20 protein-coding genes are annotated in these 20,189 nt (G+C 66.8%); 14 read left to right on the top strand and 6 right to left on the bottom strand.

The features are described from left to right. Positions 1–3: 3 nt before the first annotated feature. From ACOI2T_RS25945 to ACOI2T_RS25935, 3 genes are read left to right on the top strand one after another with little or no spacing between them, the layout of a single operon-like run. A complete protein-coding gene (locus ACOI2T_RS25945) occupies positions 4–750 on the top strand; it encodes an SDR family oxidoreductase (protein ID WP_409506028.1) in 747 nt (248 codons plus the stop codon). Positions 751–762: 12 nt separating this feature from the next. Further along, positions 763–1,581: a hydroxypyruvate isomerase family protein gene (locus ACOI2T_RS25940; RefSeq protein WP_409505968.1), complete on the top strand. Its 819-nt coding sequence runs from the start codon at positions 763–765 to the stop codon at positions 1,579–1,581. A gap of 44 nt (positions 1,582–1,625) precedes the next feature. Beyond that, a complete protein-coding gene (locus tag ACOI2T_RS25935; RefSeq protein ID WP_409505969.1) occupies positions 1,626–2,570 on the top strand; it encodes a mechanosensitive ion channel family protein in 945 nt (314 codons plus the stop codon). 495 nt (positions 2,571–3,065) lie between these two features. Here ACOI2T_RS25935 and ACOI2T_RS25930 read toward each other — a convergent pair whose 3' ends face one another. Beyond that, positions 3,066–3,644 (bottom strand): TetR/AcrR family transcriptional regulator, encoded by a 579-nt coding sequence (locus tag ACOI2T_RS25930; protein ID WP_409505971.1) that lies wholly within the window; start codon positions 3,642–3,644, stop codon positions 3,066–3,068. A 74-nt stretch (positions 3,645–3,718) separates the two neighbouring features. On the opposite strand from ACOI2T_RS25930, the gene ACOI2T_RS25925 reads away from it, so the two are divergent. Next, the gene (locus ACOI2T_RS25925) at positions 3,719–4,543 is read left to right on the top strand and encodes an alpha/beta fold hydrolase (protein WP_409505972.1); all 825 of its coding nucleotides are present in this window, start codon (positions 3,719–3,721) and stop codon (positions 4,541–4,543) included. 13 nt (positions 4,544–4,556) lie between these two features. Here ACOI2T_RS25925 and ACOI2T_RS25920 read toward each other — a convergent pair whose 3' ends face one another. Together ACOI2T_RS25920 and ACOI2T_RS25915 are read right to left on the bottom strand one after the other, a co-directional pair. Further along, complete coding sequence (locus ACOI2T_RS25920; protein WP_409505973.1) at positions 4,557–5,099, bottom strand: putative immunity protein; 543 nt, start codon at positions 5,097–5,099, stop codon at positions 4,557–4,559. Between the two features lie 76 nt (positions 5,100–5,175). Then, the gene (locus ACOI2T_RS25915; protein ID WP_409505974.1) at positions 5,176–6,702 is read right to left on the bottom strand and encodes an APC family permease; all 1,527 of its coding nucleotides are present in this window, start codon (positions 6,700–6,702) and stop codon (positions 5,176–5,178) included. 162 nt (positions 6,703–6,864) lie between these two features. On the opposite strand from ACOI2T_RS25915, the gene ACOI2T_RS25910 reads away from it, so the two are divergent. From ACOI2T_RS25910 to ACOI2T_RS25865, 10 genes are all read left to right on the top strand, one after another. After that, positions 6,865–7,605, top strand: coding sequence for a FadR/GntR family transcriptional regulator (locus ACOI2T_RS25910; protein WP_067856484.1), 741 nt, complete (start codon positions 6,865–6,867; stop codon positions 7,603–7,605). Beyond that, complete coding sequence (locus ACOI2T_RS25905; protein WP_409505975.1) at positions 7,602–8,333, top strand: PDC sensor domain-containing protein; 732 nt, start codon at positions 7,602–7,604, stop codon at positions 8,331–8,333. The genes ACOI2T_RS25910 and ACOI2T_RS25905 overlap by 4 nt, the downstream gene beginning before the upstream one ends. Before the next feature lie 136 nt (positions 8,334–8,469). Next, positions 8,470–9,672, top strand: coding sequence for a cytochrome P450 (locus ACOI2T_RS25900; protein ID WP_409505976.1), 1,203 nt, complete (start codon positions 8,470–8,472; stop codon positions 9,670–9,672). A gap of 24 nt (positions 9,673–9,696) precedes the next feature. Further along, on the top strand, positions 9,697–9,885 hold the full coding sequence (locus ACOI2T_RS25895) for a ferredoxin (RefSeq protein ID WP_067856493.1): 189 nt from the start codon (positions 9,697–9,699) through the stop codon (positions 9,883–9,885). Then, positions 9,885–11,108 carry an NAD(P)/FAD-dependent oxidoreductase gene (locus ACOI2T_RS25890; protein ID WP_409505977.1) on the top strand — a complete coding sequence of 408 codons (1,224 nt, stop codon included), beginning with the start codon at positions 9,885–9,887 and terminating at the stop codon, positions 11,106–11,108. Before ACOI2T_RS25895 ends, ACOI2T_RS25890 begins: the two co-directional genes overlap by 1 nt. Positions 11,109–11,144: 36 nt before the next feature. Then, the gene (locus ACOI2T_RS25885; protein WP_409505978.1) at positions 11,145–12,530 is read left to right on the top strand and encodes a glutamine synthetase family protein; all 1,386 of its coding nucleotides are present in this window, start codon (positions 11,145–11,147) and stop codon (positions 12,528–12,530) included. Beyond that, positions 12,527–13,237 (top strand): ABC transporter substrate-binding protein, encoded by a 711-nt coding sequence (locus ACOI2T_RS25880; protein ID WP_409505979.1) that lies wholly within the window; start codon positions 12,527–12,529, stop codon positions 13,235–13,237. Before ACOI2T_RS25885 ends, ACOI2T_RS25880 begins: the two co-directional genes overlap by 4 nt. Beyond that, positions 13,234–13,947 carry a gamma-glutamyl-gamma-aminobutyrate hydrolase family protein gene (locus ACOI2T_RS25875; RefSeq protein ID WP_409505980.1) on the top strand — a complete coding sequence of 238 codons (714 nt, stop codon included), beginning with the start codon at positions 13,234–13,236 and terminating at the stop codon, positions 13,945–13,947. The genes ACOI2T_RS25880 and ACOI2T_RS25875 overlap by 4 nt, the downstream gene beginning before the upstream one ends. Then, positions 13,944–14,780, top strand: a complete 837-nt coding sequence (locus ACOI2T_RS25870) for a gamma-glutamyl-gamma-aminobutyrate hydrolase family protein (RefSeq protein ID WP_409505981.1) — start codon at positions 13,944–13,946, stop codon at positions 14,778–14,780. Before ACOI2T_RS25875 ends, ACOI2T_RS25870 begins: the two co-directional genes overlap by 4 nt. Before the next feature lie 10 nt (positions 14,781–14,790). Then, a complete protein-coding gene (locus ACOI2T_RS25865) occupies positions 14,791–16,266 on the top strand; it encodes a PucR family transcriptional regulator (RefSeq protein ID WP_409505982.1) in 1,476 nt (491 codons plus the stop codon). 172 nt (positions 16,267–16,438) lie between these two features. Here ACOI2T_RS25865 and ACOI2T_RS25860 read toward each other — a convergent pair whose 3' ends face one another. From ACOI2T_RS25860 to ACOI2T_RS25850, 3 genes are read right to left on the bottom strand one after another with little or no spacing between them, the layout of a single operon-like run. Continuing rightward, on the bottom strand, positions 16,439–17,539 hold the full coding sequence (locus ACOI2T_RS25860; protein WP_409505983.1) for a CaiB/BaiF CoA transferase family protein: 1,101 nt from the start codon (positions 17,537–17,539) through the stop codon (positions 16,439–16,441). Next, positions 17,536–18,996, bottom strand: a complete 1,461-nt coding sequence (locus ACOI2T_RS25855) for an aldehyde dehydrogenase family protein (RefSeq protein ID WP_409505984.1) — start codon at positions 18,994–18,996, stop codon at positions 17,536–17,538. Before ACOI2T_RS25855 ends, ACOI2T_RS25860 begins: the two co-directional genes overlap by 4 nt. After that, positions 18,996–20,189, bottom strand: a complete 1,194-nt coding sequence (locus ACOI2T_RS25850) for an acyl-CoA dehydrogenase family protein (RefSeq protein WP_067856516.1) — start codon at positions 20,187–20,189, stop codon at positions 18,996–18,998. Before ACOI2T_RS25850 ends, ACOI2T_RS25855 begins: the two co-directional genes overlap by 1 nt.

The raw sequence follows: 20,189 nt of genomic DNA, 5'->3' as shown, positions 1-20,189 counted from the left end.
ACAATCGACCACGTGCGAAAAGTCGTCGTCATCACCGGGGCAGGAAGCGGAATCGGACGGGCCACGGCGCGGGTGCTGCTGGATGCCGGCCACGATGTCGTCCTGGCCGGTCGGCGTGCCGACAGGTTGTCCGAAACGGCGCAGAACCGGCCCGACGCCCGGATAGTGCCGACCGACGTCACGGATGTCGGGTCGGTTAAGGCACTGTTCGCAGACGCGGTCGCGACATTCGGACGAGTCGATGTGTTGTTCAACAACGCCGGAGTGTTCGGGCCTTCGGCCTCCGTCGCGGACATCGACGATGAGCACTGGCACGCCACGTGGCGGACGAATGTCGATGGGGCGGTGTTCTGCGCGCGCGAGGCCGCACGGGTCATGGCGGGGCAGCTGCCGCGCGGTGGGCGGATCATCAACAACGGCTCGCTGTCGGCACACCGGCCCCGCCCGAACAGCTTGGCCTACACGGTCACCAAACACGCGATCAGCGGGCTGACCGCGTCGATGTTGTTGGATTTACGTGACATTGACATCTGCGTGACGCAGATCGACATCGGCAATGCCGCCACCGATATGACCGCGGGCTTCGGCAACCAGACCCGGCAAGCCGACGGAAGTCTCGCTGCGGAGCCGATTTTCGATGTCGAGCATGTCGCGCGCGCTGTCGCGCATCTCGTCGATCTGCCGTTGGAGGTGTCTGTCCCGTCGCTGACCGTGATGGCGCGGGCGATGCCGTACTTCGGCCGCGGCTGACGTGGGGGACGCGTGACTGCGCACTTCGTCGTCAACTGTTCGACGTTGTTCACCGATCTTCCGGTGCTGCAACGTCCGCAAGCCGCGCGCGACGCGGGCTTCGAAGCCATCGAGTTCTGGTGGCCGTTCGCCGATGCGGTACCTGGCGACACCGAGGTCGACGTGTTCGTGCGGGCAGTCTCAGACGCGGGGGTCACGCTCACGGCACTCAACTTCGCAGGCGGCGACATGGCGGCGGGGGAGCGGGGGTTGGTGTCAGATCCCCGACAGCGCAACGTGTTCCGCGACAACGTCGACATAGCGATCGGCATCGCGGAACGACTCGGCACCACGGCGTTCAACGCGCTCTACGGAAATCGCGTCGACGGCGTAGATCCACGTCAGCAAGATGAGGTCGCCGTCGAAAACCTCGCGTACGCGGGCCGCGTGGCCGAACGCGTGGACGCGACCGTGTTGGTCGAACCCCTCAGCGGTGTCGCCGCCTACCCGCTGCGCACGGCCGCCGATGTCATCGCCGTGACCGATCGTGTCCGCGATGCCGAAGCAGTCACCACGCTGCGGCTCCTCGCGGACCTGTATCACCTGCACGTCAACGGCGATGACCTCGGCACCGTGATCGACAATTACATCCACCGCATCGGCCATGTTCAGATTGCCGACGCGCCCGGGCGTGGTGAACCGGGCTCGGGCACCATCGATTTCGCTGGACATCTCGCGCATCTGAAAAACCGTGGATATCGCGGAAACGTCAGCCTGGAGTACTTTGCCACCGGCCCGGATCCATTCGCGTGGCTACCACCGTCGCGGCGTGGCGCGAGTCCCTGGAGCTGAAACAGGCCTTTGAATGCATAGATGCAGTCCGTACGGTCGGGCATATGCATGTGTACAACCTGGCTTTCGAATGGACGGACACCAATCGACATTGGCTCATCGAAGTACCCGTGCGGATCGTCGCGTACATCGTCATCGCACTGATCGCGCGCTATGTGCTGCACCGGCTGATCGACCGGGCCACCACCGGCCGACCGCATAAGGCCGGGGCGGCGCCCGACCAGGAGAAGACCAAGCCGCCGCTGCTGCGGCATTTACGCGATCGCACCCCGAAAGCGGCCAGCGGTCAGCGGATCGCCGAGCGACGCCAGCAGCGCGCGCAGACGATCGGATCCGTCCTCAAGTCGACGGTGTCGATCGTCCTGCTGGTCTGGGTCGTCCTGACGGTCCTCAACGTCCTCGGCGTCAACATCGCGCCGTTCATCGCGTCGGCCGGTGTGGTCGGGCTCGCGATCGGCTTCGGTGCGCAAAACCTCGTGCGTGATTTCGTCACCGGTGTATTCATGCTGCTCGAAGATCAGTACGGCGTCGGCGACAACGTCGACCTCGGCGAGGCCGTGGGTGAGGTGCAGAGTGTGGGCTTGCGGATCACGACCGTCCGCGACATCGACGGCACGCTCTGGTACGTGCGCAACGGTGAGATCGCGCGTGTGGGAAACATGAGTCAGGAGTACGCCGTCGCGCGCATCGAGGTGCCGGTCGCGTTGACCGCTGACATCGATCGGGCCGAAGAGGTCGCAGTCGAGGCCGCCGAAGCCGCCATCGCCGACCCGTCGTTGGCCAACAAGGTGCTGGGCAAGCCCGAGATGCTCGGCGTGCAGGAACTGTCGCCCGACCTTCTCAAGTTGCGGATGACCGTGAAGACGAAGCCCAACGCGCAATGGGCGGTGCAGCGCAAGCTTCGCCGCGAGGTCTTACGGTCGTATGACGAGCACGGGATCGACCTGCCCTATCCCAGCGGGCGGTTCCAAGCCGTGGTCGGGGGATGACGGCACCCCGGAAAACAACAGAGCCGGGGCCTGTGGGCCACCGGCTCTGTAAGGCGAATCTGTCGCGTCAGCGACGAGCTTCCTCAAGCTCGTACCGCTGGGCCACTGCGATCAACTCTTCGCGGACCGTCGACTCGGGCAGTGCGCTGATCCGTGCATACAGGCGCCGCCGATTGTTGGCACGCTTCATATTTGCGCGAAACTGCGCGAACGGCATTTCTTCTCACTCCTCGTAAAGTTCCCCGGATCGCGGGGAACCGTTTGATTCCATCGCCCACAGGCTGGGGGTCTCCCAAAATGTGGAACACTTCGATCCTCCTTGTTAATTCTGAGTAAAGCAACTTTCCCGATGTGAGTTTCACTACAGCACTTTGCGGTTCTGAAATCGCGTGCCATTTCGATTGTGTCTCCGCCACTTTCAGATTGAAATGTCGCGCAGGTCACTTCCGATGACTATCGCATTACCGCACAACGCCATTCGACTGACCGAGGCCACTACTTCGCTGCGCGTACGGCATCCACGGCGGCCTGCACGCCGATGCCGGCGTCGATCATCGGCTCGGTCGACCGCAGTGTGCGGCACAACACGAACGCCCCCTCGAGAGCGGTCAGCGTGATCGCCGCCAAGCGCCGGCTCTGCTCGGCGGTGAGCTCAAGTTGCATGAACCAGTCCGCGAGCCGCGCCAACCAGCTCTCGAACACCTCCGCGGCTTCAACGCGCAGCCGTTCATTGGTGCTCGCCACTTCCAGGGCGATGGTCTCGATCGAACACGCCTCGCTGTAGTCCTGCGATTCCAGGAGCCGGCCCGCGTTCTCGAACAGCTGTGGGATGCCGTCGGCCGGGTCGGTCTGCGCGAGCTGTGCACTGACCAACTCGCCGTACCGCACCCCCTCGCACCGGATGACCTCAACGCTGATCGATTCCTTGCCGCCGGGGAAGTGGTGATAGATCGAACCGAAGGGCGCGCGGGAGGCCCTCGAGATCTGTTTGAGTCCGGTGGCCGCCATGCCCTGGCGCCGGTACAGCTCCGCCGTCGCTTCCAAGATCCGGTCGCGGGTCCCGATATCGGCCATGGCATCTGTCCTTGCGCGTGGTGTCGGGACAGCATATCGTCAGCTGAGTAGAACGATCTTTCTAGGAGCGTCGAATGCCCACAGTCGACCTGCCTGCGGGACCCGTCGCGTACGAAGACACCGGTGGTGACGGCCCCGTCCTCGTCTTCGGTCACGGCCTGCTCATGGACGGCAGGCAATGGCGCAAGGTCCTGCCGTTGCTTCCCGGGTACCGCTGCATCACCCCGACGCTTCCGATGGGGGCGCACACCACACCGATGAACGACGACGCGGTCCTGACCGAAGTCGGCATGGCCCACATCCTCGCCGACTTCCTCGACGCCCTCGGCCTCGACGACGTGACGCTGGTCCTCAACGACTGGGGCGGAGGGCAATTCGTGATCTCGGAAGGCCGCGACAAGAGGGTGGGCAAGCTGGTGCTCGCATCCTGCACGGCGTTCGACAACTACCCGCCCAAGCCGGCACGTCCGGCAGCGCTGCTGTGCCGTATGCCGGGCGGGGGATGGCTGCTGAGCAGAATGTTCGGCACGAAGTTCTTCCGGCGCAACCGCCGGGCCTTTGGTGCGATGAGCAAGAAGGGACTGCCCGACTCCCTGTACGACGACTGGTTCCGGCCCGCTGTCGAGAACCCGGCGATTCGCCGCGACCTCGTCAAGTTCGCTACCGGCGCGCCCTCGCGCCGCCGGCTGCTCGAAATGTCCGAGCAGATGCGGACATTCACCCGACCCGTGCTCGTCGTCTGGGCGCGCGAAGACCTGATGATGCCGCTTGAGCACGCGGACCGCCTGATGGCGCTCTATCCCGACGCCACCAAAATCGTCATCGACGACTCGTGGACGCTCATTCCCGAGGATCAGCCCGAAGCGATGGCAAAAGCGTTGCGGGAGTTCGTACCGTGATCCGACTCCGGCCTCACCGCGCGCCGCGGCGCAGTTGAGAATCCAACTGGCGCATCAACTCACCGACTCGGCCGCCACCGGCCGGCGCGTACGGGAATCGGCGGAGGACGGCGACGACGGTCGGCGTCGCTCGCTTTGCCGCCTCATCGAGGTGGGCGGCGCCGACGGCGGGATCGCCGCCCGTGACGAGTTCAGCCGCGCGTGCCGCGAATGCGCCTGCCCCGACAATGTGTTTCACTTGCGTGGCCTTCGCCAAGGGATGTAGGTAGGCGGCGCCCGCGGCGCACATCGCTGCCATCGCCGCTTCCCGCGCAGCGGTGTCGTCGGTCTCCTTGGCCGCTCGGAGTGCCGCCCATGCGGTATCGCGCAGCGCTTTGCCGCGCCGCCCGCCCCGCGCGAACTCCCACGCAGCCTCGATCGCCGCGCGCGGGCGCGTGTCGTCGGGCCGATCGGCCTGAAAGATCTCGAGCGCACCCTCCGCGCAGCCGGCGGCGAACGCCGTGACCTCACGGAGGTCCGGCACGCTCAGGACGATATCGGTCGCGTCGGAGGTCATGACGCCATTGTGAGCCAATGCGAAACGGCCCAGGAGCGGACTCCGGGGCCGTTTCGTCGGGCGACTTCGTCGGGCCTTACGCCGTCGGAACCTTGCGCGCCTCGGTCTTCTGCGGGATGGCATCGCTGAAGGGTGCGGTGCTGCGGTCGTGCAGCGGATGAATCGTCATGTACACCAACCCGATTCCCACGACGACCACCGCAGACAACGCGACGATCCAGTTGTCGTACCACGGGGCGTCCGGGGTCCGCGGCCACGCCATGTTGATCATCGCGGTGACGCCGTAGGCCAGGGCCGCGATGTTGACCGGCAGACCCCATTTTCCGAGCGTGTACTTGCCGCTGGGCACCGAGCCCTTGAGGCGGGCCCGCAGAGCCGCGAGCACCACCATCTGGAATCCGAGGTAGATGCCGAAGGCCGCGAAGCTGATGATCTTGGTGATCGCGTCGGTGGACACCTTCGAACCGATCACGATCACGGCCGGCACCAGAGCCGCAAGCAGCAGCGCATACGGCGGGACGTGGCGCGTTGCCGAGAACTTCTTGAGCAGCGAGCTGCCCATGATCATGCCGTCGCGGCCGTACGAGTAGGCCAGCCGGCTCGCCGCGGCCTGCAGGCTCATCGCGCAGGACAGGAACGAGATCAGAACGATGACGAGGATGACCTTCGAGCCAACCGGGCCGAACGCCTCGTTGAGCACGGTGCTCACCGGGTCGGTGTCCTCGCCGGCGATGACGGCGGGGATGTCGGCGACCGCCAGCACCAAGGCGAGACAGACGAAGGTCGCGGCGGCGCCACCGATGTAGATCGTGCGGCGCATGGCCTTGGGGATGAGACGTCCCGGATTGGGAACCTCTTCGGCGACGTCGCCACAGGCCTCGAAACCGTAGTACTGGAAGACGCCGATCAGTGCCGCGGCGGCGAAGGCCCACAGGTAGTTACCGTCGCCACCGGCACCGAAGCTGTCGAACAGGACACCGAGGTTATGGTGGCGGTGGGCGATGAGCAGCCAGCCGCCCACGATCAGCGCGCCGATGATCTCGGCGCTGAAGCCGATAATCGCCGCTTTGGCAAGGACTTTCGTGCCCATGAAGTTGACGGCCGTGGCCAGTGCCAGCAGGGCGAGGGCGAATGCGATGGTGTTGTTCACGGTCGCTTCGAACCCGAATGTCGCGGCGATGAACGGGCCCGCGCCGTAGACCACGGAGGCGATGGTGACGAGCAGTGCCACCAGGTAGACCCAGCCGGTCATCCATGCGTATCGACGGCCCCACAGTCGCCGGGCCCACGGATACACGCCGCCCGCCACCGGGAACTGCGCGACGATCTCGCTGAAGATCAGTGCGACCAGCAGCTGGCCGACGCCGACGATGAGGAAGCTCCAGATCATCGGCGGTCCGCCGGTCGCCAAGGCGAACGCGAACAGCGTGTAGACGCCGACAACCGGGGACAAGTAGGTGAAGCCGAGCGAGAAGTTCGCCCACGGGCTCATGTCGCGCTTGAACTCCGACTTGTAGCCGAGAGCGTGCAGATGCGCGGCGTCGTCCTCATCGTGGTACGAGTAATACCCCTCGTCGGGGCGGTCTGGGCTGGAGGTTGACATCGCCCTACTTTCTTGGGTGATTGAGGTCACTGTAGTGAAGTAGTGCGAAAAACTACAGTCCTATTGTTTAACCGGCAACCGGAACGGCAGAATTCGTTCAAAATCGGGTAGATTGCCGACGACGGACTCTCCAGTGAGGGTGTTCGCGGAGGAGGAGCGCCGGTGTCGTCGTTGTCACCCCTCGTCGCGCCAGAGGCCCCGGTGGGCCGGGCCGACGAGATCGTGCAGCGCATCACCGAGGCGATCCATCTGGGGTTGCTCGACGACGGTGAGCGGCTGCCGGTCGAGGTCGACCTGGCCGCCCAGTTCGGTGTCGCACCCATGACCGTGCGGGAAGCGCTGGCCACTCTGCGCGAACAGGAGTTGGTCGAGACGCGGCGCGGACGCAGCGGTGGATCGTTCGTCCGGCGGCCCGCGGGCCCGCCCGTCGACCAGCTCGCCGCGCGGCTGTCTGCGATGAGTGCCTCGGACCTGCGTGATCTGTTCGACGAGCACACCGCGATCGCCGGCCAGGCGGCCCGGCTCGCGGCCGAACGGGCGGCCCCGTATGTGGTGCGTCGGCTCTTTGCCTTCACCGATCAACTCGACTCGGCCACCACATTGGGCGACCGCATCCGCGCCGACAGCCGGTTTCACATCGAGGTGGCCGTGGCCTCCCAATCGGCACGGCTGGCGCGCCGGGAAGCCAACCTACAGGCCGAGGTGGCGGGCCTGATCTGGCTGCCGATCGGCCCGCCGATAGACGTCGGCGCATATGTCGAGGAGCTGCACGCGATCGCCGCGGCGGTGGCCGCCGAGAACCCGCTCGAGGCGCGTCGCCTTGCCGAAGACCATGTGATGGGCCAGCTTCCGCGTCTGACTTCGGTCCATCTCGACCTGACGACCCAGGAATCCGCCGGATGATCGACGACACGCTGGCACACCGCCTCGCCGAGCAGGCCTCGCAGCCCTTGGAGCCGATCTATGCGCTGCTCGGCCGCATCGCCGAGGTGGTCCTGCGCAGCCGCCCGCCCCGGGCCGCGCTGACCGAGGGCCACTTCAGTGGACTGCAGCGCATGCTCGCCGAGCTTCTGCAGGACGAGCGGGGCGTGTGGGGCATGGGTTTCATCGCGGCCCCGTTCGTCGTCGAAGGTCGTGAGCGCTATCTGGCCTGGTGGCAGCGACGCGACGACCGAGTGGCCCGGCTGCGCCTCAACTTCGACCCGACGAGCGTCGACGTCTACGACTACCTGCAGATGGACTGGTATCAGCTCGCGCTGCGAGGTCAGGCGCGCGTGGCCTACGGCCCCTATGTCGACTACAGCGGGTCGGACATGTACACGATCACCGCGACGATTCCGATCGTCACCGACGACGGGACCTTCCTCGGGGTGGCGGGCGCTGATCTGGTGGTCGGCGACGTCGAACGCAAGCTGCTCGAGGTGCTGCGGCAGACGAGCGAGGACGCCGTCGTGATCAGCACCGAACGGCGAGTCATCGCCGCGAACACGCCCCGCTGGATCGTCGGCTCACGGCTTCCCGCCATGCCCACCGCGGGCCCGGCAGGCGATTCGTCGGCATTCCGCGAGGTGGCCGAGATGCCATTGGGCATCGGCTGGGTTCTGGCGATCGCCTGGCCCGAAGCCCGCTGAGACCAGCGCTCAAACCGGCGGTGAACTCTTCGTAATCGGTACTTAACGACCAACTCGCATTCACCTATTGACATTAAGAATCTACTTCTAGAGTATTTAGTGACCATTCGGTCCCGAGATCTCGGAGGTAATCCCGATGTCGTCCACCACCCTCGGCCCCGTCCCCGTCTTCGACGTCGCCGATCCGGCGTTCTCCATCACGTCGGCCGAGGTGCACGAGGCCCGCGAGCAGAGCTGGTATGCCACCACCCCGTACGGCATCGCGGTGCTGCGCTACGAGCAGGTCAGCCGCCTGCTCAAACACCCGAAGCTGCGGCAGGGCAGCGTCGCCTGGCCTGCGCACAACGGCGTGACCGAGGGTCCGTTCGCCGAGTGGTTCGCCAGCTGGATCCTCAATAAGGAGGGCGAAGAGCACCACCGGCTGCGCCGGCTCATGAATCCCGCGTTCTCGCCCAAGCTCATCGGTGGTCTGGTGCCGAGATTCCAGGCGCTGGCCAACGAGCTCATCGACAACTTCGCCGAGCCGGATCGCTGCGAATTCGTGAGCGAGTTCGCCGAACCGTATGCCGCGCGGGTGATCGCGATCATGCTCGGCATCCCCGAGGGCGAGTGGCGGATCATCTCCACCGAATCGGTGACGATCGGGCTCGCGCTGGGCGTGACGCTGCGCGAAGACCTGCCCAAGATCGAGGCTGCGTTGCAGCGGCTCTACACCTACTGTGACGACCTCATCGCCGATCGCCGGAAGAACCCGCGCGACGACTTCGTCACGGCACTGGTCAACGCGTCACGCCCCGAAGACGGCAGGTTCAGCGACACCGAGCTGCGAGATGCCATGGTGCTCTTGATCTTCGGCGGATTCGACACGACCCGCAACCAGCTCGGCCTCGCGATGCAGACCTTCATGGCCAACCTGGAGCAGTGGCGGCTGCTCGCCGACCAGCCGGACCTCGGCGGCAAGGCCGTCGAGGAGGTCATGCGGGTCAACCCGACCGTGCGGTGGGTGACGCGAGAAGTGCTGGAGGACTTCGAATACGAAGGCGCCATGCTCACGGCGGGCACCACGGTCCATCTCTACAGCGAGTCGGCAGGCACCGACCCCCGCGTGTTCGAGCCGGGGTTCGACATCACCGCTGAGCGTAAACCGCACTTCGGGTTCGGCGGCGGCGCCCATCACTGCCTCGGACACTTCGTGGCCCGCTCGGATATGAGCGAGGCGCTGCCCCTGCTCGCCCGCCGGCTGCGCGAACCCCACGAATTGCCCGGTGCCACCTGGTTGCCCGACTCGGGGAACACCGGGCCGATCCAGCTGCCCATCGGCTTCACCCCAGCCCCCTGACCGAACAGCACGAAAGGACTATCCATGCGCGTCACCGTCGATCTCTCGCTCTGCCAGGACCATGGCCAGTGCGCCATCGCCGCCCCCGCCGTCTTCACGATGAACGACGACGGAAAGCTCGAATTCAACGGCAACCCCGATGATTCCGAGCGCGACTACGTCGAGGAAGCCGCGGACGTATGCCCGGCCCAGGCCATCTTCATCGAGGACTGATGTCGGCCCCGCGTCACGTCGCCGTCGTCGGCGGCTCGCTGGCCGGCCTGCGGTCTGCCGAGCAACTGCGCGCGCTCGGCCACGCCGGACCCATCACGGTGTTCTCCGCGGAGCCGCACTTTCCCTACAACCGCCCGCCGCTGTCGAAAGATGCTCTCGCCAAACCTGATTCGGTGACACCCGACGAGCTGGCCGGCCGTCTGGCCTTCCGCCGCCGGGCCAGTGTGGCCGACGTCGACTTCCACTTCGGCGCGTACGTGCGGGACGCCGACCTCGACGCCCACACCGTCACGGTGGATTCCGGCGAGACGGTGTCCTACGACGGGCTCGTGATCGCGACCGGGTTGCGGCCGCGCCGGCTCACCGTGCCCGGCCCCGAGCGGGGACGCCACGTGCTACGCACCGTCGAAGACTGTCTCGGCCTGCGCAATGCGTTGCCGGCCCACGGCCGTGTCGTCGTCGTCGGTGGCGGGTTCATCGGCTGCGAGGTGGCGGGAACCCTGAGTGCACTCGGGCACCACGTGACCGTCGTCGAACCGGTCGGCCCACCGATGCAGCGCGTCCTGGGCACCGAACTGGCCACCGCGATCCAGCGCCAACACACCGCCAAGGGCATCGACTTCGTCATCGGAACCGGGGTTGCCGCGTTCACCGGCGACGACGTCGTCACCGGCGTCGAACTCGGAACGGGCGAAACCTTGTCCGCCGACGTCGTGGTCGAGGCCGTCGGATCGGTCTGCAACGTCGAGTGGCTCGACGGCCATGGGCTCGACCTCGGCGACGGCGTCCTGACCGACAACCATCTCGCGGTCGTCGGGGCCGCCGATGCCGTCGCGGTCGGAGATCTCGCCCGCTTCCCCAACCCGCTCTTCGACGACGTGGCCCGCCGCGTCGAGCACTGGTCGATTCCGAGCGACACCGCCAAACGGGCCGCGGCGACCCTGGCCGGACGACTGGCCGGCGAGCCCGACGACACCACGCCGTTCGCACCCATTCCGGCGTTCTGGAGCGATCAGCTAGACCTGCGTCTGCAGAGCTACGGATCGCCCGCTCTCGCCGACGAAATCCGTTTCGACGACGGCACTCTCGACGACCTCACCGGCGGCGTCATCGCGACCTACCACCGCGACGACCGGCATGTCGGGACGGTCGCCGTCAACCTCAGCCCCGCACGGTGCCGCGTGCTCCGTGAAGCCTTCACCGCCGTCGACGTGACGGCGTGAGAACTTCCGATCCCTTCCCAACAAAGAGGTGACCCGATGACTACGACACCACTCGACTCGCATCGCCAGACGAACGCCACCAGTCCCGATCTCGCCGCGGCCCTGGACACGATCGCCGACCGCGGCGTGGAATTCGTGTATTTCCAGGCGATCACGATCACCGGTCGGGTGGTCGGCAAGGTCGCCCCGGCCCGGCACTTCGAACGACTGGCCACCAAGGGCGTACAACAGCACCAGACCGCGGTCGCCAACCTGCAGGCCACCCGCGAGGGTGTGCTCCTCGCCGGCGGCGTGAACGCCCCCGAATACACCGCGGTCCCGGACCTGGAGACCTTCGCGGTGCTGCCCTGGGACACCACGTTCGCCCGGGTGTTCTGCCGGCTCTACGAGCCCGACCACCTGGCCGAGGGTGCCGGCGCCGAATTCGCCTGCGACACCCGAGGTTTGCTGCGACGCATGCATACCGCGTTCATCGACCGCACCGGGCTGGAACTGCGCACCGGCTGCGAACCCGAGATGACATGGCAGGGCGAGGGTTTGGAGGCGAGCTTCCGGCCCGGATCGAGCCCCGCGTATCACATCGAGCACCTCGAGCGGAACCGGCCGATCGTCAAGAGGGTGATCGAGTACGCGCAGGCGCTCGGTCTGGACATGATCGAAGGCGACTACGAAGACGAGTTCCAGGTCGAGCTCAACTTCATGTACGACCGCGCCGATCTCACCGCCGACCGGCTGACCACCTACCGCCAGATCTGCAAGCAGGTGGCGCGCGAACTCGGTATCCACGCGAGTTTCATGCCCAAACCGGCCACCGGGATGATGGGCAACGGCTGCCACCACAACTTCAGCTTCTGGCGCGACGACGTCAACGTGCTCGCCGATCCTGGGGTCACCGAGCTGCACCTGTCCGAGATCGGCCAGCACGCACTCGGCGGACTGCTGGCGCACACGGCCGGCGCCATGCTCGTCAACGGTTCGACCGTCAACTCCTACAAGCGGTATTGGGACGCAGGGCAGTTCGCGCCGTCGCGGATCAACTGGGGACTGGACAACAAGACCTGCACGGTCCGGTTGTCGGCCAACGGCCGCCTCGAGTACAAGCTGCCCGACGCGAGTGTGAACCCCTACCTGTCGCACGCGGTGATCCTCGCGGCTTGCGAGGACGGGATGAAGAACGCCATCGACCCGGGACAGCCGACCCAGGGCTCGTCGTACGACACCGCGCAGGACACACGGTTCCCCGCCCTGCCGCTGACGCTGGGTGAGGCCATCGATGCCTTCCGGGCCGACGAGGTGCTGACGCAAGCCTTCGGACCGAAGTTGTCGGATCTGCTCATCGACTTCCATGCCGATGAGTGGGCTCGATTCTGTGGATACGTCACTGATTGGGAGCGCGATATGTACTGGGATGACACGCCGTGAGCGCCACGCTGAGGCTGGCTTGCCTCGACGCCGAAGCACCGCCGCTGTTTTCGCTGTGGACGCCGGAGCACGGCCGTACGGGCTACGAACCCGGCGTCGCCGAAGCGCTGGGCGCCGAACTCGGCCGGCCCGTCGAGTGGGTACGGGTGCCGTGGGTCGACATGATCCCCGCCGTGCAGCGCGGCGACGCCGACGCGGTGCTGTGCGGTCAGGGCATCACGGCCGAGCGGCAGGCGCAGGTCGACTTCACCCGGCCGTATGCGATCTTCCACGAGGGGGTGTTGGTCCGGCGAGGTGCCGGCATCCACACACCCGAGGATCTCGTGGGCCGCAAGGTCGCCGCGATCGAGAACAGCACCAACATGGCGCTCGTCGAAACCTTCACCGGCGCAGTGCCGGTGGCGTTCGGACCCGGCTCCGACGACGTGTACGCCGACATGTTGGCCGCATTGCTCGCCAAGGACGTCGACGCGGTGGTCGACGACGACGTGGTGTTCGTCCCGCTCGGCACGACGCACCCCGACTACGAACTGGCCTTCACAGTGCAGACTGCCAACAAGTGGGGGATCGCGGTCGCCAAGGGCCGGCCGGACACGTTGGCCGAACTCGACGGCGCACTCGGCCGGCTGATCGATTCGGGACGCCTGCACGAGGTATGGAAGGAATGGCTGCCGACCCTCGACTATCCGTTCGGCGGGTCGCAGTGATCAGACCGCTGGTCGCCGTCATCGGCCGGCGGGCCGTGCAGGTGCCGATCCTGCGCTTCTCGGCAACCCTTGCCGCCGAAGCCATCTGTGAAGCGGTGTGGGCGGCGGGCGGCGAGCCCGTCGTCCTGCACGGCCCCGCCGCCGATCCGGTGGCCGAATTGCCGGGCCGCTTGGCGGCTTTCGACGGCGTTCTGCTTCCGGGCGGCGCCGACATCGAACCCGGCCGCTACGGGCAGGAACCCGCCGACGAGACGCACGATACGGTGGCGTTTCAGGACGACTTCGATCTCGGCGTCACCCGTGCCGTCATCGAACTCGACATACCGGCCCTGGCCATCTGTCGGGGTATGCAAGTGCTCAACGTCGCGCTCGGCGGCAGTCTCACGCAGCACGTGTGCGAAACGAACACCCTGCACCACAACGCCATTCACGACGTCGAGGTCGTGACGGGCTCGCGACTGCACGCCATCGTCGGTTGCGAGAGCATTGCGGTGTCGTCCTACCATCATCAGGCACTGGACCGATTGGGCACCGATTTGACGGTGACTGCCGTCGCCGCCGACGGCATCGTTGAGGCGGTCGAGCACCGGCGGTCCGACATCGTCGCGGTCCAATGGCATCCCGAGGACCGGCATGCCACATCGGACACCGACGCCGCACTGTTCGCCGATCTGGTCGATCGTGCCCGCAAACGAAAGGAAACCAAGTGAGCAGCCCTCAGTCCGCGGCAGACCGGGTGAGCGGTCAAGACGTCACCCCGGATCTGGCGATGCCGCAGACGCCCCGTGCCCACGTGTGCGTGCTGGCCTCGCTCAACTTCCCGGACATCAGCGCCGAGGACGTCGCGCTCATCCGCCGGTTTACGCGCCTCGCATTGACAACGTTGATCGAGCTCGGCGCGTCGTACGAACTGTGGGACACCACCGAAGCGCTCGACAACCCGTCGGCTGCAGCAGAATTCGACGGTCTCCTGCTGCTCGGCGGGGGCGACATCGACGGTTCGTGCTACGGCGTCAGCACGCCGAACCCGAAGGCGTACGGTGTCGACGCGCGTGCCGACCGCGACGCGTTCGCCGCCATCGCCGCCGCGGAGGCCGCCGAACGTCCGATATTCGGAATCTGCAGAGGCTCGCAACTGCTCAATGTCGCGCGAGGCGGCACCATCATTCCCGACATCGTCGACTACAAACTGCATCACGGCGCACCCGGCGAACCCGAGTTCGTCGACGAGCCGATCGACATCGTTGCGGGCACGCGACTGGCGTCGATCCTCGACGCCGAGCGGATCACCGGGCGGTCCGGCCACCACCAGGCGGTCGACCGTGTGGGCGAAGGACTCGTCGTGGCCGCTCGGGCGCTGGACGGCATCGTCGAAGGCATCGAGGATCCATCGCGCTTCTACCTCGGCGTGCAGTGGCATCCCGAAGACGAATACGGACCGGAAGCCGACCGGCTGCGGTTGTTCAGTGCGTTCGTCTCCGCTGCGGAGCAGGCTCGGCAGGGGAGGGTGGCCTCGGTGGCTTGTGCGGCAGTGAGCGAGTAAGACTGCTCCTGTGGCGATCACTGCACGGGACCTGGCTCAAGTCGAGAGCCTTGGCCTGTCGTTGGTCGCCGGAACGCAGGCCGCCGACCGCGAAATCTCCTGGGCGCACGCGATCGAGCTCGCCGACCCCACCCCGTACCTCGCGGGGGGCGAGCTCGTGATGACGACGGGTATCAACATCGGGGCTGATGCCGCTGCACAAGCCGAATACGTCGCGCGACTGGCAGCGGCAGGCACCGCTGCGCTCGCCGTCGACACGGGCACGACCTTCACCGATGTGCCGGCCGGTGTGCGCGCCGCCAGTGAACAGGCCGGCATTCCGGTGCTGAAGGTGCCCGCCTCGACACCGTTCATCGCGATCGCGCGGGTGGTGATCGATGCGCTCAAGGCCGACGAGCTGCGCTCGGTCCAACAGGTCGTCGACCAACAGGAAGTGCTCGCCCGCGCGACGTTGCGGGGCGGCATCCCCGGCGTGGTGAGTGCACTCGCGGACTGCTTGTCGGCGACCGTCGTCGTCGTCGACACCGACAACACCGTGCTGGCCGCCGCAGGCGCCGAACAGGAGCGGCTGATCGGGGTGCTGACCGAGTCGGTTCCACCGGGCCGCCGGCACGGCGGCTACGTGACCGCTGACGACGACGCCTTCGTCACGATCCAAAACCTCAGGGCCGCCCAACCGGTGCGCGGTCAGCTGGCGGTGCGGTCGGCGGGGCCGATGACCAACTCGGACCGCCTGCTCGTGGCGCACGCGGTGTCCCTCATTTCGATCGCGATCGAGAAGCCGGCACGAGTGAGCGACGCCGAACAACTGTTACGCACCGCGGTGACGCGTGAACTGTTGTGTGGCTCCGGGTCGGTGGACAATGCGGTGTTGCGCTACTTCGGTTTTGAGCCGGACAGCGAAGTCGTCGTGGTGGTGTTCAACAGCGTGGGGCCGGTCCTGGAGGCCGAACAAGCGCTGGGGCGGCTGCTGAGCAGCTTCCTGATGGCGCCGATCGGCGACGAACTCGTGATCGTGCTGCCGGCCGACGGCAGCCGGCGTCGGTTTCTCAACATCATCTCCGATGACAAGTTGCCACCAGGCGGCGGAGCCAGCCTGCCCGTCCGGATCTCGGATGTCACCGTGGGCCTGGAGCAAGCGCGTCTCGCGGTGCGGTCGGGTTCCGGTTTCACCGAGTTCGGCGAATTGGGCGCCTACGGCGTGCTTCTCGGCGGCCGCAGTAGCGCCGAGCTCCGGGTGCTCGCGACTCCCGTGGATCCTCTCGTTGGTGACGAACTGGTCGATACGCTCGAGGCGTTCCTGCGGCGCAATGGCCAGGTCGAAGCCGCCGCATTGGATCTCGGGGTCCACCGGCACACCCTGCGCAATCGCCTGCGCCGCATCAGCGAGGTTTTGGGCGACGACCTCGAATCCGCGGACAGCCGGGCGCAACTCTGGTTGGCGCTCAAGGCGCGACGGCTGCTCGCGAGCCGGCGGTCCGGCTAGATCTGTCGGGTGAGCCCAGGCCCACCAGGTTCGGACCTCTTTGTGCTGCACTGTGACGAACGTGCAGGCTCTTGCGCCCGGAATGCGGCGACATCGCAACAGGCTGCACGCTCGTCACAGGAATCGGCCCAGCACATATCGACATCCCCGCAGGCGCCGTCTCCCCAGGGACCTATCCCAGTGCGGGCGGCCCGCTGCGATAGGTGACCGGAGTCGCCGACAACGTGACCGGGTTCGCCACCTGCGGGGTGGGCGAATCGGGCACCGACACCTCGGCCTCGATCCCGAGCTCACGGGCGAACGCGAACGCTTCGGCGAGGTCGTTGATCGGGCCGGCCGGCACGCCCACCGCGGTCAACACGGTGTACCAGTGGTCGGCGCCGTTGCTCTTCAACTCGGTTTCGATCAGCGCGCACAACGCATCGCGGTTCGCCACGCGTTGGGGATTCGACGAGAACCGGGGATCGTCGGCAAGCTCGGGGCTGCCGATGGCGGCGGCGAAAGCGCGGAACTGCTTGTCGTTTCCGACGGCGATCGCGATGGGCCGGTCGGCGGTGTCGAAGGTTTGGTAGGGCGCGATGCTGGGATGACGGTTACCCATGATCTGCGGCACCGCGCCCGCCCCGAGGTATCCCGAGGCCTGATTCACCATGGACGACAACAAGACCGACAACAGGTTGGTGTCGACGCGCTGCCCTTCGCCGGTGCGGTTGCGGTGGTTCAGCGCGGCCAGGATGCCGCTCAACGCGTGCAGGCCCGACAGGACATCCACCAGCGCCACACCGGTTTTGGTGGGATCGCCCGGCTCGGTGCCGGTCACGCTCATCAAACCGCCTACGGCCTGCACCAGCAGGTCATACCCGGGCAGGTCAGCACCGCCGTCGCGGCCGAATCCGGTGATCGAGCAGTAGATGACGTCCGGGCGGATCGCGCGGAGATCGTCGTACCCGAGCCCGAGTTTCTCCATGGTCCCCGGCCGGAAGTTCTCCACCACGATGTCGGCCCCGGCCACCAGGTCGCGGGCCCGGTGCACATCAGCCGGATCGGTCAGGTCCAGCACCACAGATCGTTTGTTGCGGTTCACGGCGTTGAAATACGTTGCCACGCCGGCCGAATCGTATGGCGGTCCCCACTGGCGCGTGTCGTCGCCGACGCCGGGGCGTTCGACTTTGATGACCTCGGCGCCGAAGTCACCCAGCATCATCGTCGCGTACGGGCCCGCGAGCACCCGGCTGAAATCCACCACGACCACGCCGTCGAGCGCGCCAGTCATACGCCTGCCTTTCCACCGCGCAGATACACCGTGGTGGTGTGGGTGAAGAACTCGCGAGCCGCGCCACCCTGTTCTTTCGGACCGAGCCCGCTCTTCTTGGCCCCGCCGAACGGTACGTGCGGATCGGCGCCCGCCGACTCGGAGTTGATGTGCAGCACTCCGACGTCGATGTGGTCGACGGCCTGCAACGCCCGCGTGACGTCCTGCGTGAACACCGCTGCCGACAGCCCGAATTCGCTGTCGTTGGCCAAGGCGAACGCCTCATCGGCATCGCCGGCCCGTTTGACGGCGAGTACGGGGCCGAACAACTCCTCGGTCCAGACGTCCGCGGATGTGCCGTTGAGCTCGACGACCGTCGGAGGAATGAAATAGCCCTCGGTGAGCGGACCGTCGGTGTAGGGAACACCGCCGGCCACCAGCGTGGCGCCCTGAGCGGTGGCGGCCTCGATGCCCGTCGAGATCGACTTGTGTGCGGAGTCGTTGACGACGGGGCCCATCTGCGTCGCATCGTCGGTCGGGTCGCCGACGGTGAGCGCCCCCGCCCGCTCGGCCAGCACGGCCAAGAACCGGTCGGCGATCCCGCCGGTGACGATCAATCGTGATGTGGCCGTGCACTTCTGGCCCGTCGACCGGAACGCGCCCAGCATCACCTGTTCGACGGCGAGGTCGAGGTCGGCGTCATCGAGCACCACCGCGGCGTTCTTGCCGCCCATCTCGGCCTGCACCGGCACCCCGCGCGCGGCAGCGGCTGAGGCGATCCGGCGCCCGATTCCGGTGGACCCGGTGAAGGTGATGGCGTCGATGCCGGTGTGGCCGACGATCGCATCGCCGATGGCCGAGCCGCCGACGAGCAGGTTGAGCACGCCGGCAGGTAGCCCGGCGGTCGTCAGCGCCTCGGCAAGCCGCATCGCCAGCAGCGGAACGGTGCTCGCGGGCTTCCACACCACGGCGTTGCCGTACACCAGAGCAGGCGCGATCTTCCACGCCGGGATAGCGATCGGGAAGTTGAACGGCGTGATCACCCCGACGACACCAATGGGCTTGCGCGTCACCAGGATCTGTTCACCGGCCCGCGGTGAGGCGAAGATCTCGCCGGCCTGGCGATCGCCCTCGTTGCCGTAGTACCGCAGGATCTGCGCGGCCCGGCGGACTTCGCCCACGCCCTCGGCGCGCGTCTTGCCTTCCTCGGTGGCCAGCTCAAGACCCCACGCCTCGGCATTACGGTCGGTCACGTCAGCGGCGGCGAGCAGCACCGCGCCGCGCTGGTGGATCGGCGTGGCTGCCCACGCGGCGAACGCCTCGCCGGCGGCGGCCACGGCCGCGTCGACATCGGATGCGACGGCGCCTGCGCCCTCGGCCACGACGATGCTGGGGCGGGCCGGGTTGAGGCTGCGCAGTTCACCGCCGCTGCCCGTCAACCACTCGCCGCCGATGAGGTGCTGGATCTGTGCGCTCATCAGCGAAAGGCCGCCTGACCGGTCAACGCCTTACCGATCGAGAGCAGATGCATCTCGGACGTACCCTCATAGGTCAGCACCGATTCCAGGTTGTTTGCGTGCCGCAGCGGCGAGTACTCCAACGTGATTCCGCTGCCGCCCAACAAGGTTCGGCATTCGCGGGCGATCGCGAGGGCTTCGCGGACATTGTTGAGCTTGCCCAGCGACACCTGCTCGGGACGCACGCCTTCGGCATCCTTGATGCGGCCCAGGTGGATCGCGAGCAGCATGCCCTTGCCGAGCTCGACGGTCATGTTGGCGAGCTTCTCCTGCGAGAGCTGGAAACTCGACAGCGGCCGGTCGAACACCTCGCGCGACTGCGCGTAGGCGATCGCGGTTTCCAGGCTGTCGCGGGCCGCGCCGAGCGAGCCGAACACGATGCCGAACCGGGCCTCGTTGAGGCAGGACAGCGGCGCGCTGAGCCCTTCGGCAAGCGGCAGCTGTGCCGATGCGGGCAGGCGGACGTTGTCGAGCACCAGCTCGGAGGTCACCGAAGCCCGCAGCGAGAGCTTGCGGTGGATCTCGTTGGCGGTGAATCCCGGGGTGTCGGTGGGGACGAGGAAGCCCCGGATGCCGTCGTCGGTCTGCGCCCACACGGTCGCCACGTCGGCGAGATTGCCGTTGGTGATCCACATCTTGGTGCCGTTGAGCACCCAGTCGCTGCCGTCACGGCGAGCACGCGTGCGCATGCCTGCTGGGTTGGAGCCGAAATCGGGCTCGGTCAGGCCGAAGCAGCCGATCGCGTCACCGGTCGCCAGTCGGGGGAGCCATTCGTTCTTCTGCTCCTCGGATCCGTAGCGGTGGATCGAGAACATCGACAGCGAGCCCTGCACCGACACGAAACTGCGGAAACCGCTGTCACCGGCTTCGAGCTCCATGCAGGCCAGGCCGTAGCTGACGGCATTGGTGCCGGCGCAGCCGTAGCCCTCCAGATGCATGCCGAGGACGCCCAGCTTGCCGAATTCCTTGCCGAGTTCTTTTGGCAGCGTTGCCGATTCGAACCACTGCTCGACGTTGGGCTTGAGCTGGGTGTCGACGAACTTGCGGACCGTGGCGGCGATGTCGCGCTCGTCTTCGTCGAGCAGCCGGTCGGTGTCGAACAACTCGAGCGGCGCGTAGGTGGCCTTCTTGGCCGGTGCGGTTGTAGCGGTCAT

It is taken from the genome of Mycolicibacterium wolinskyi str. Jessa 2025 (genome assembly GCF_049241375.1).
GTDB classification, from domain to species: domain Bacteria; phylum Actinomycetota; class Actinomycetes; order Mycobacteriales; family Mycobacteriaceae; genus Mycobacterium; species Mycobacterium wolinskyi.
The sequence above is the reverse complement of the archived record's forward strand: the minus strand, read 5'-3'. Positions and strand labels throughout refer to the sequence as shown.

Bases quoted from the DNA above. Each gene is read 5' to 3' on its own strand.
- ACOI2T_RS25935 (WP_409505969.1), top strand. From the start codon at position 1,626: ATGCATGTGTACAACCTGGCTTTCGAATGGACGGACACCAATCGACAT.
- ACOI2T_RS25930 (WP_409505971.1), bottom strand. From the start codon at position 3,644: ATGGCCGATATCGGGACCCGCGACCGGATCTTGGAAGCGACGGCGGAG.
- ACOI2T_RS25925 (WP_409505972.1), top strand. From the start codon at position 3,719: ATGCCCACAGTCGACCTGCCTGCGGGACCCGTCGCGTACGAAGACACC.
- ACOI2T_RS25920 (WP_409505973.1), bottom strand. From the start codon at position 5,099: ATGACCTCCGACGCGACCGATATCGTCCTGAGCGTGCCGGACCTCCGT.
- ACOI2T_RS25915 (WP_409505974.1), bottom strand. From the start codon at position 6,702: ATGTCAACCTCCAGCCCAGACCGCCCCGACGAGGGGTATTACTCGTAC.
- ACOI2T_RS25905 (WP_409505975.1), top strand. From the start codon at position 7,602: ATGATCGACGACACGCTGGCACACCGCCTCGCCGAGCAGGCCTCGCAG.
- ACOI2T_RS25900 (WP_409505976.1), top strand. From the start codon at position 8,470: ATGTCGTCCACCACCCTCGGCCCCGTCCCCGTCTTCGACGTCGCCGAT.
- ACOI2T_RS25895 (WP_067856493.1), top strand. From the start codon at position 9,697: ATGCGCGTCACCGTCGATCTCTCGCTCTGCCAGGACCATGGCCAGTGC.
- ACOI2T_RS25890 (WP_409505977.1), top strand. From the start codon at position 9,885: ATGTCGGCCCCGCGTCACGTCGCCGTCGTCGGCGGCTCGCTGGCCGGC.
- ACOI2T_RS25885 (WP_409505978.1), top strand. From the start codon at position 11,145: ATGACTACGACACCACTCGACTCGCATCGCCAGACGAACGCCACCAGT.
- ACOI2T_RS25860 (WP_409505983.1), bottom strand. From the start codon at position 17,539: ATGACTGGCGCGCTCGACGGCGTGGTCGTGGTGGATTTCAGCCGGGTG.
- ACOI2T_RS25855 (WP_409505984.1), bottom strand. From the start codon at position 18,996: ATGAGCGCACAGATCCAGCACCTCATCGGCGGCGAGTGGTTGACGGGC.
- ACOI2T_RS25850 (WP_067856516.1), bottom strand. From the start codon at position 20,189: ATGACCGCTACAACCGCACCGGCCAAGAAGGCCACCTACGCGCCGCTC.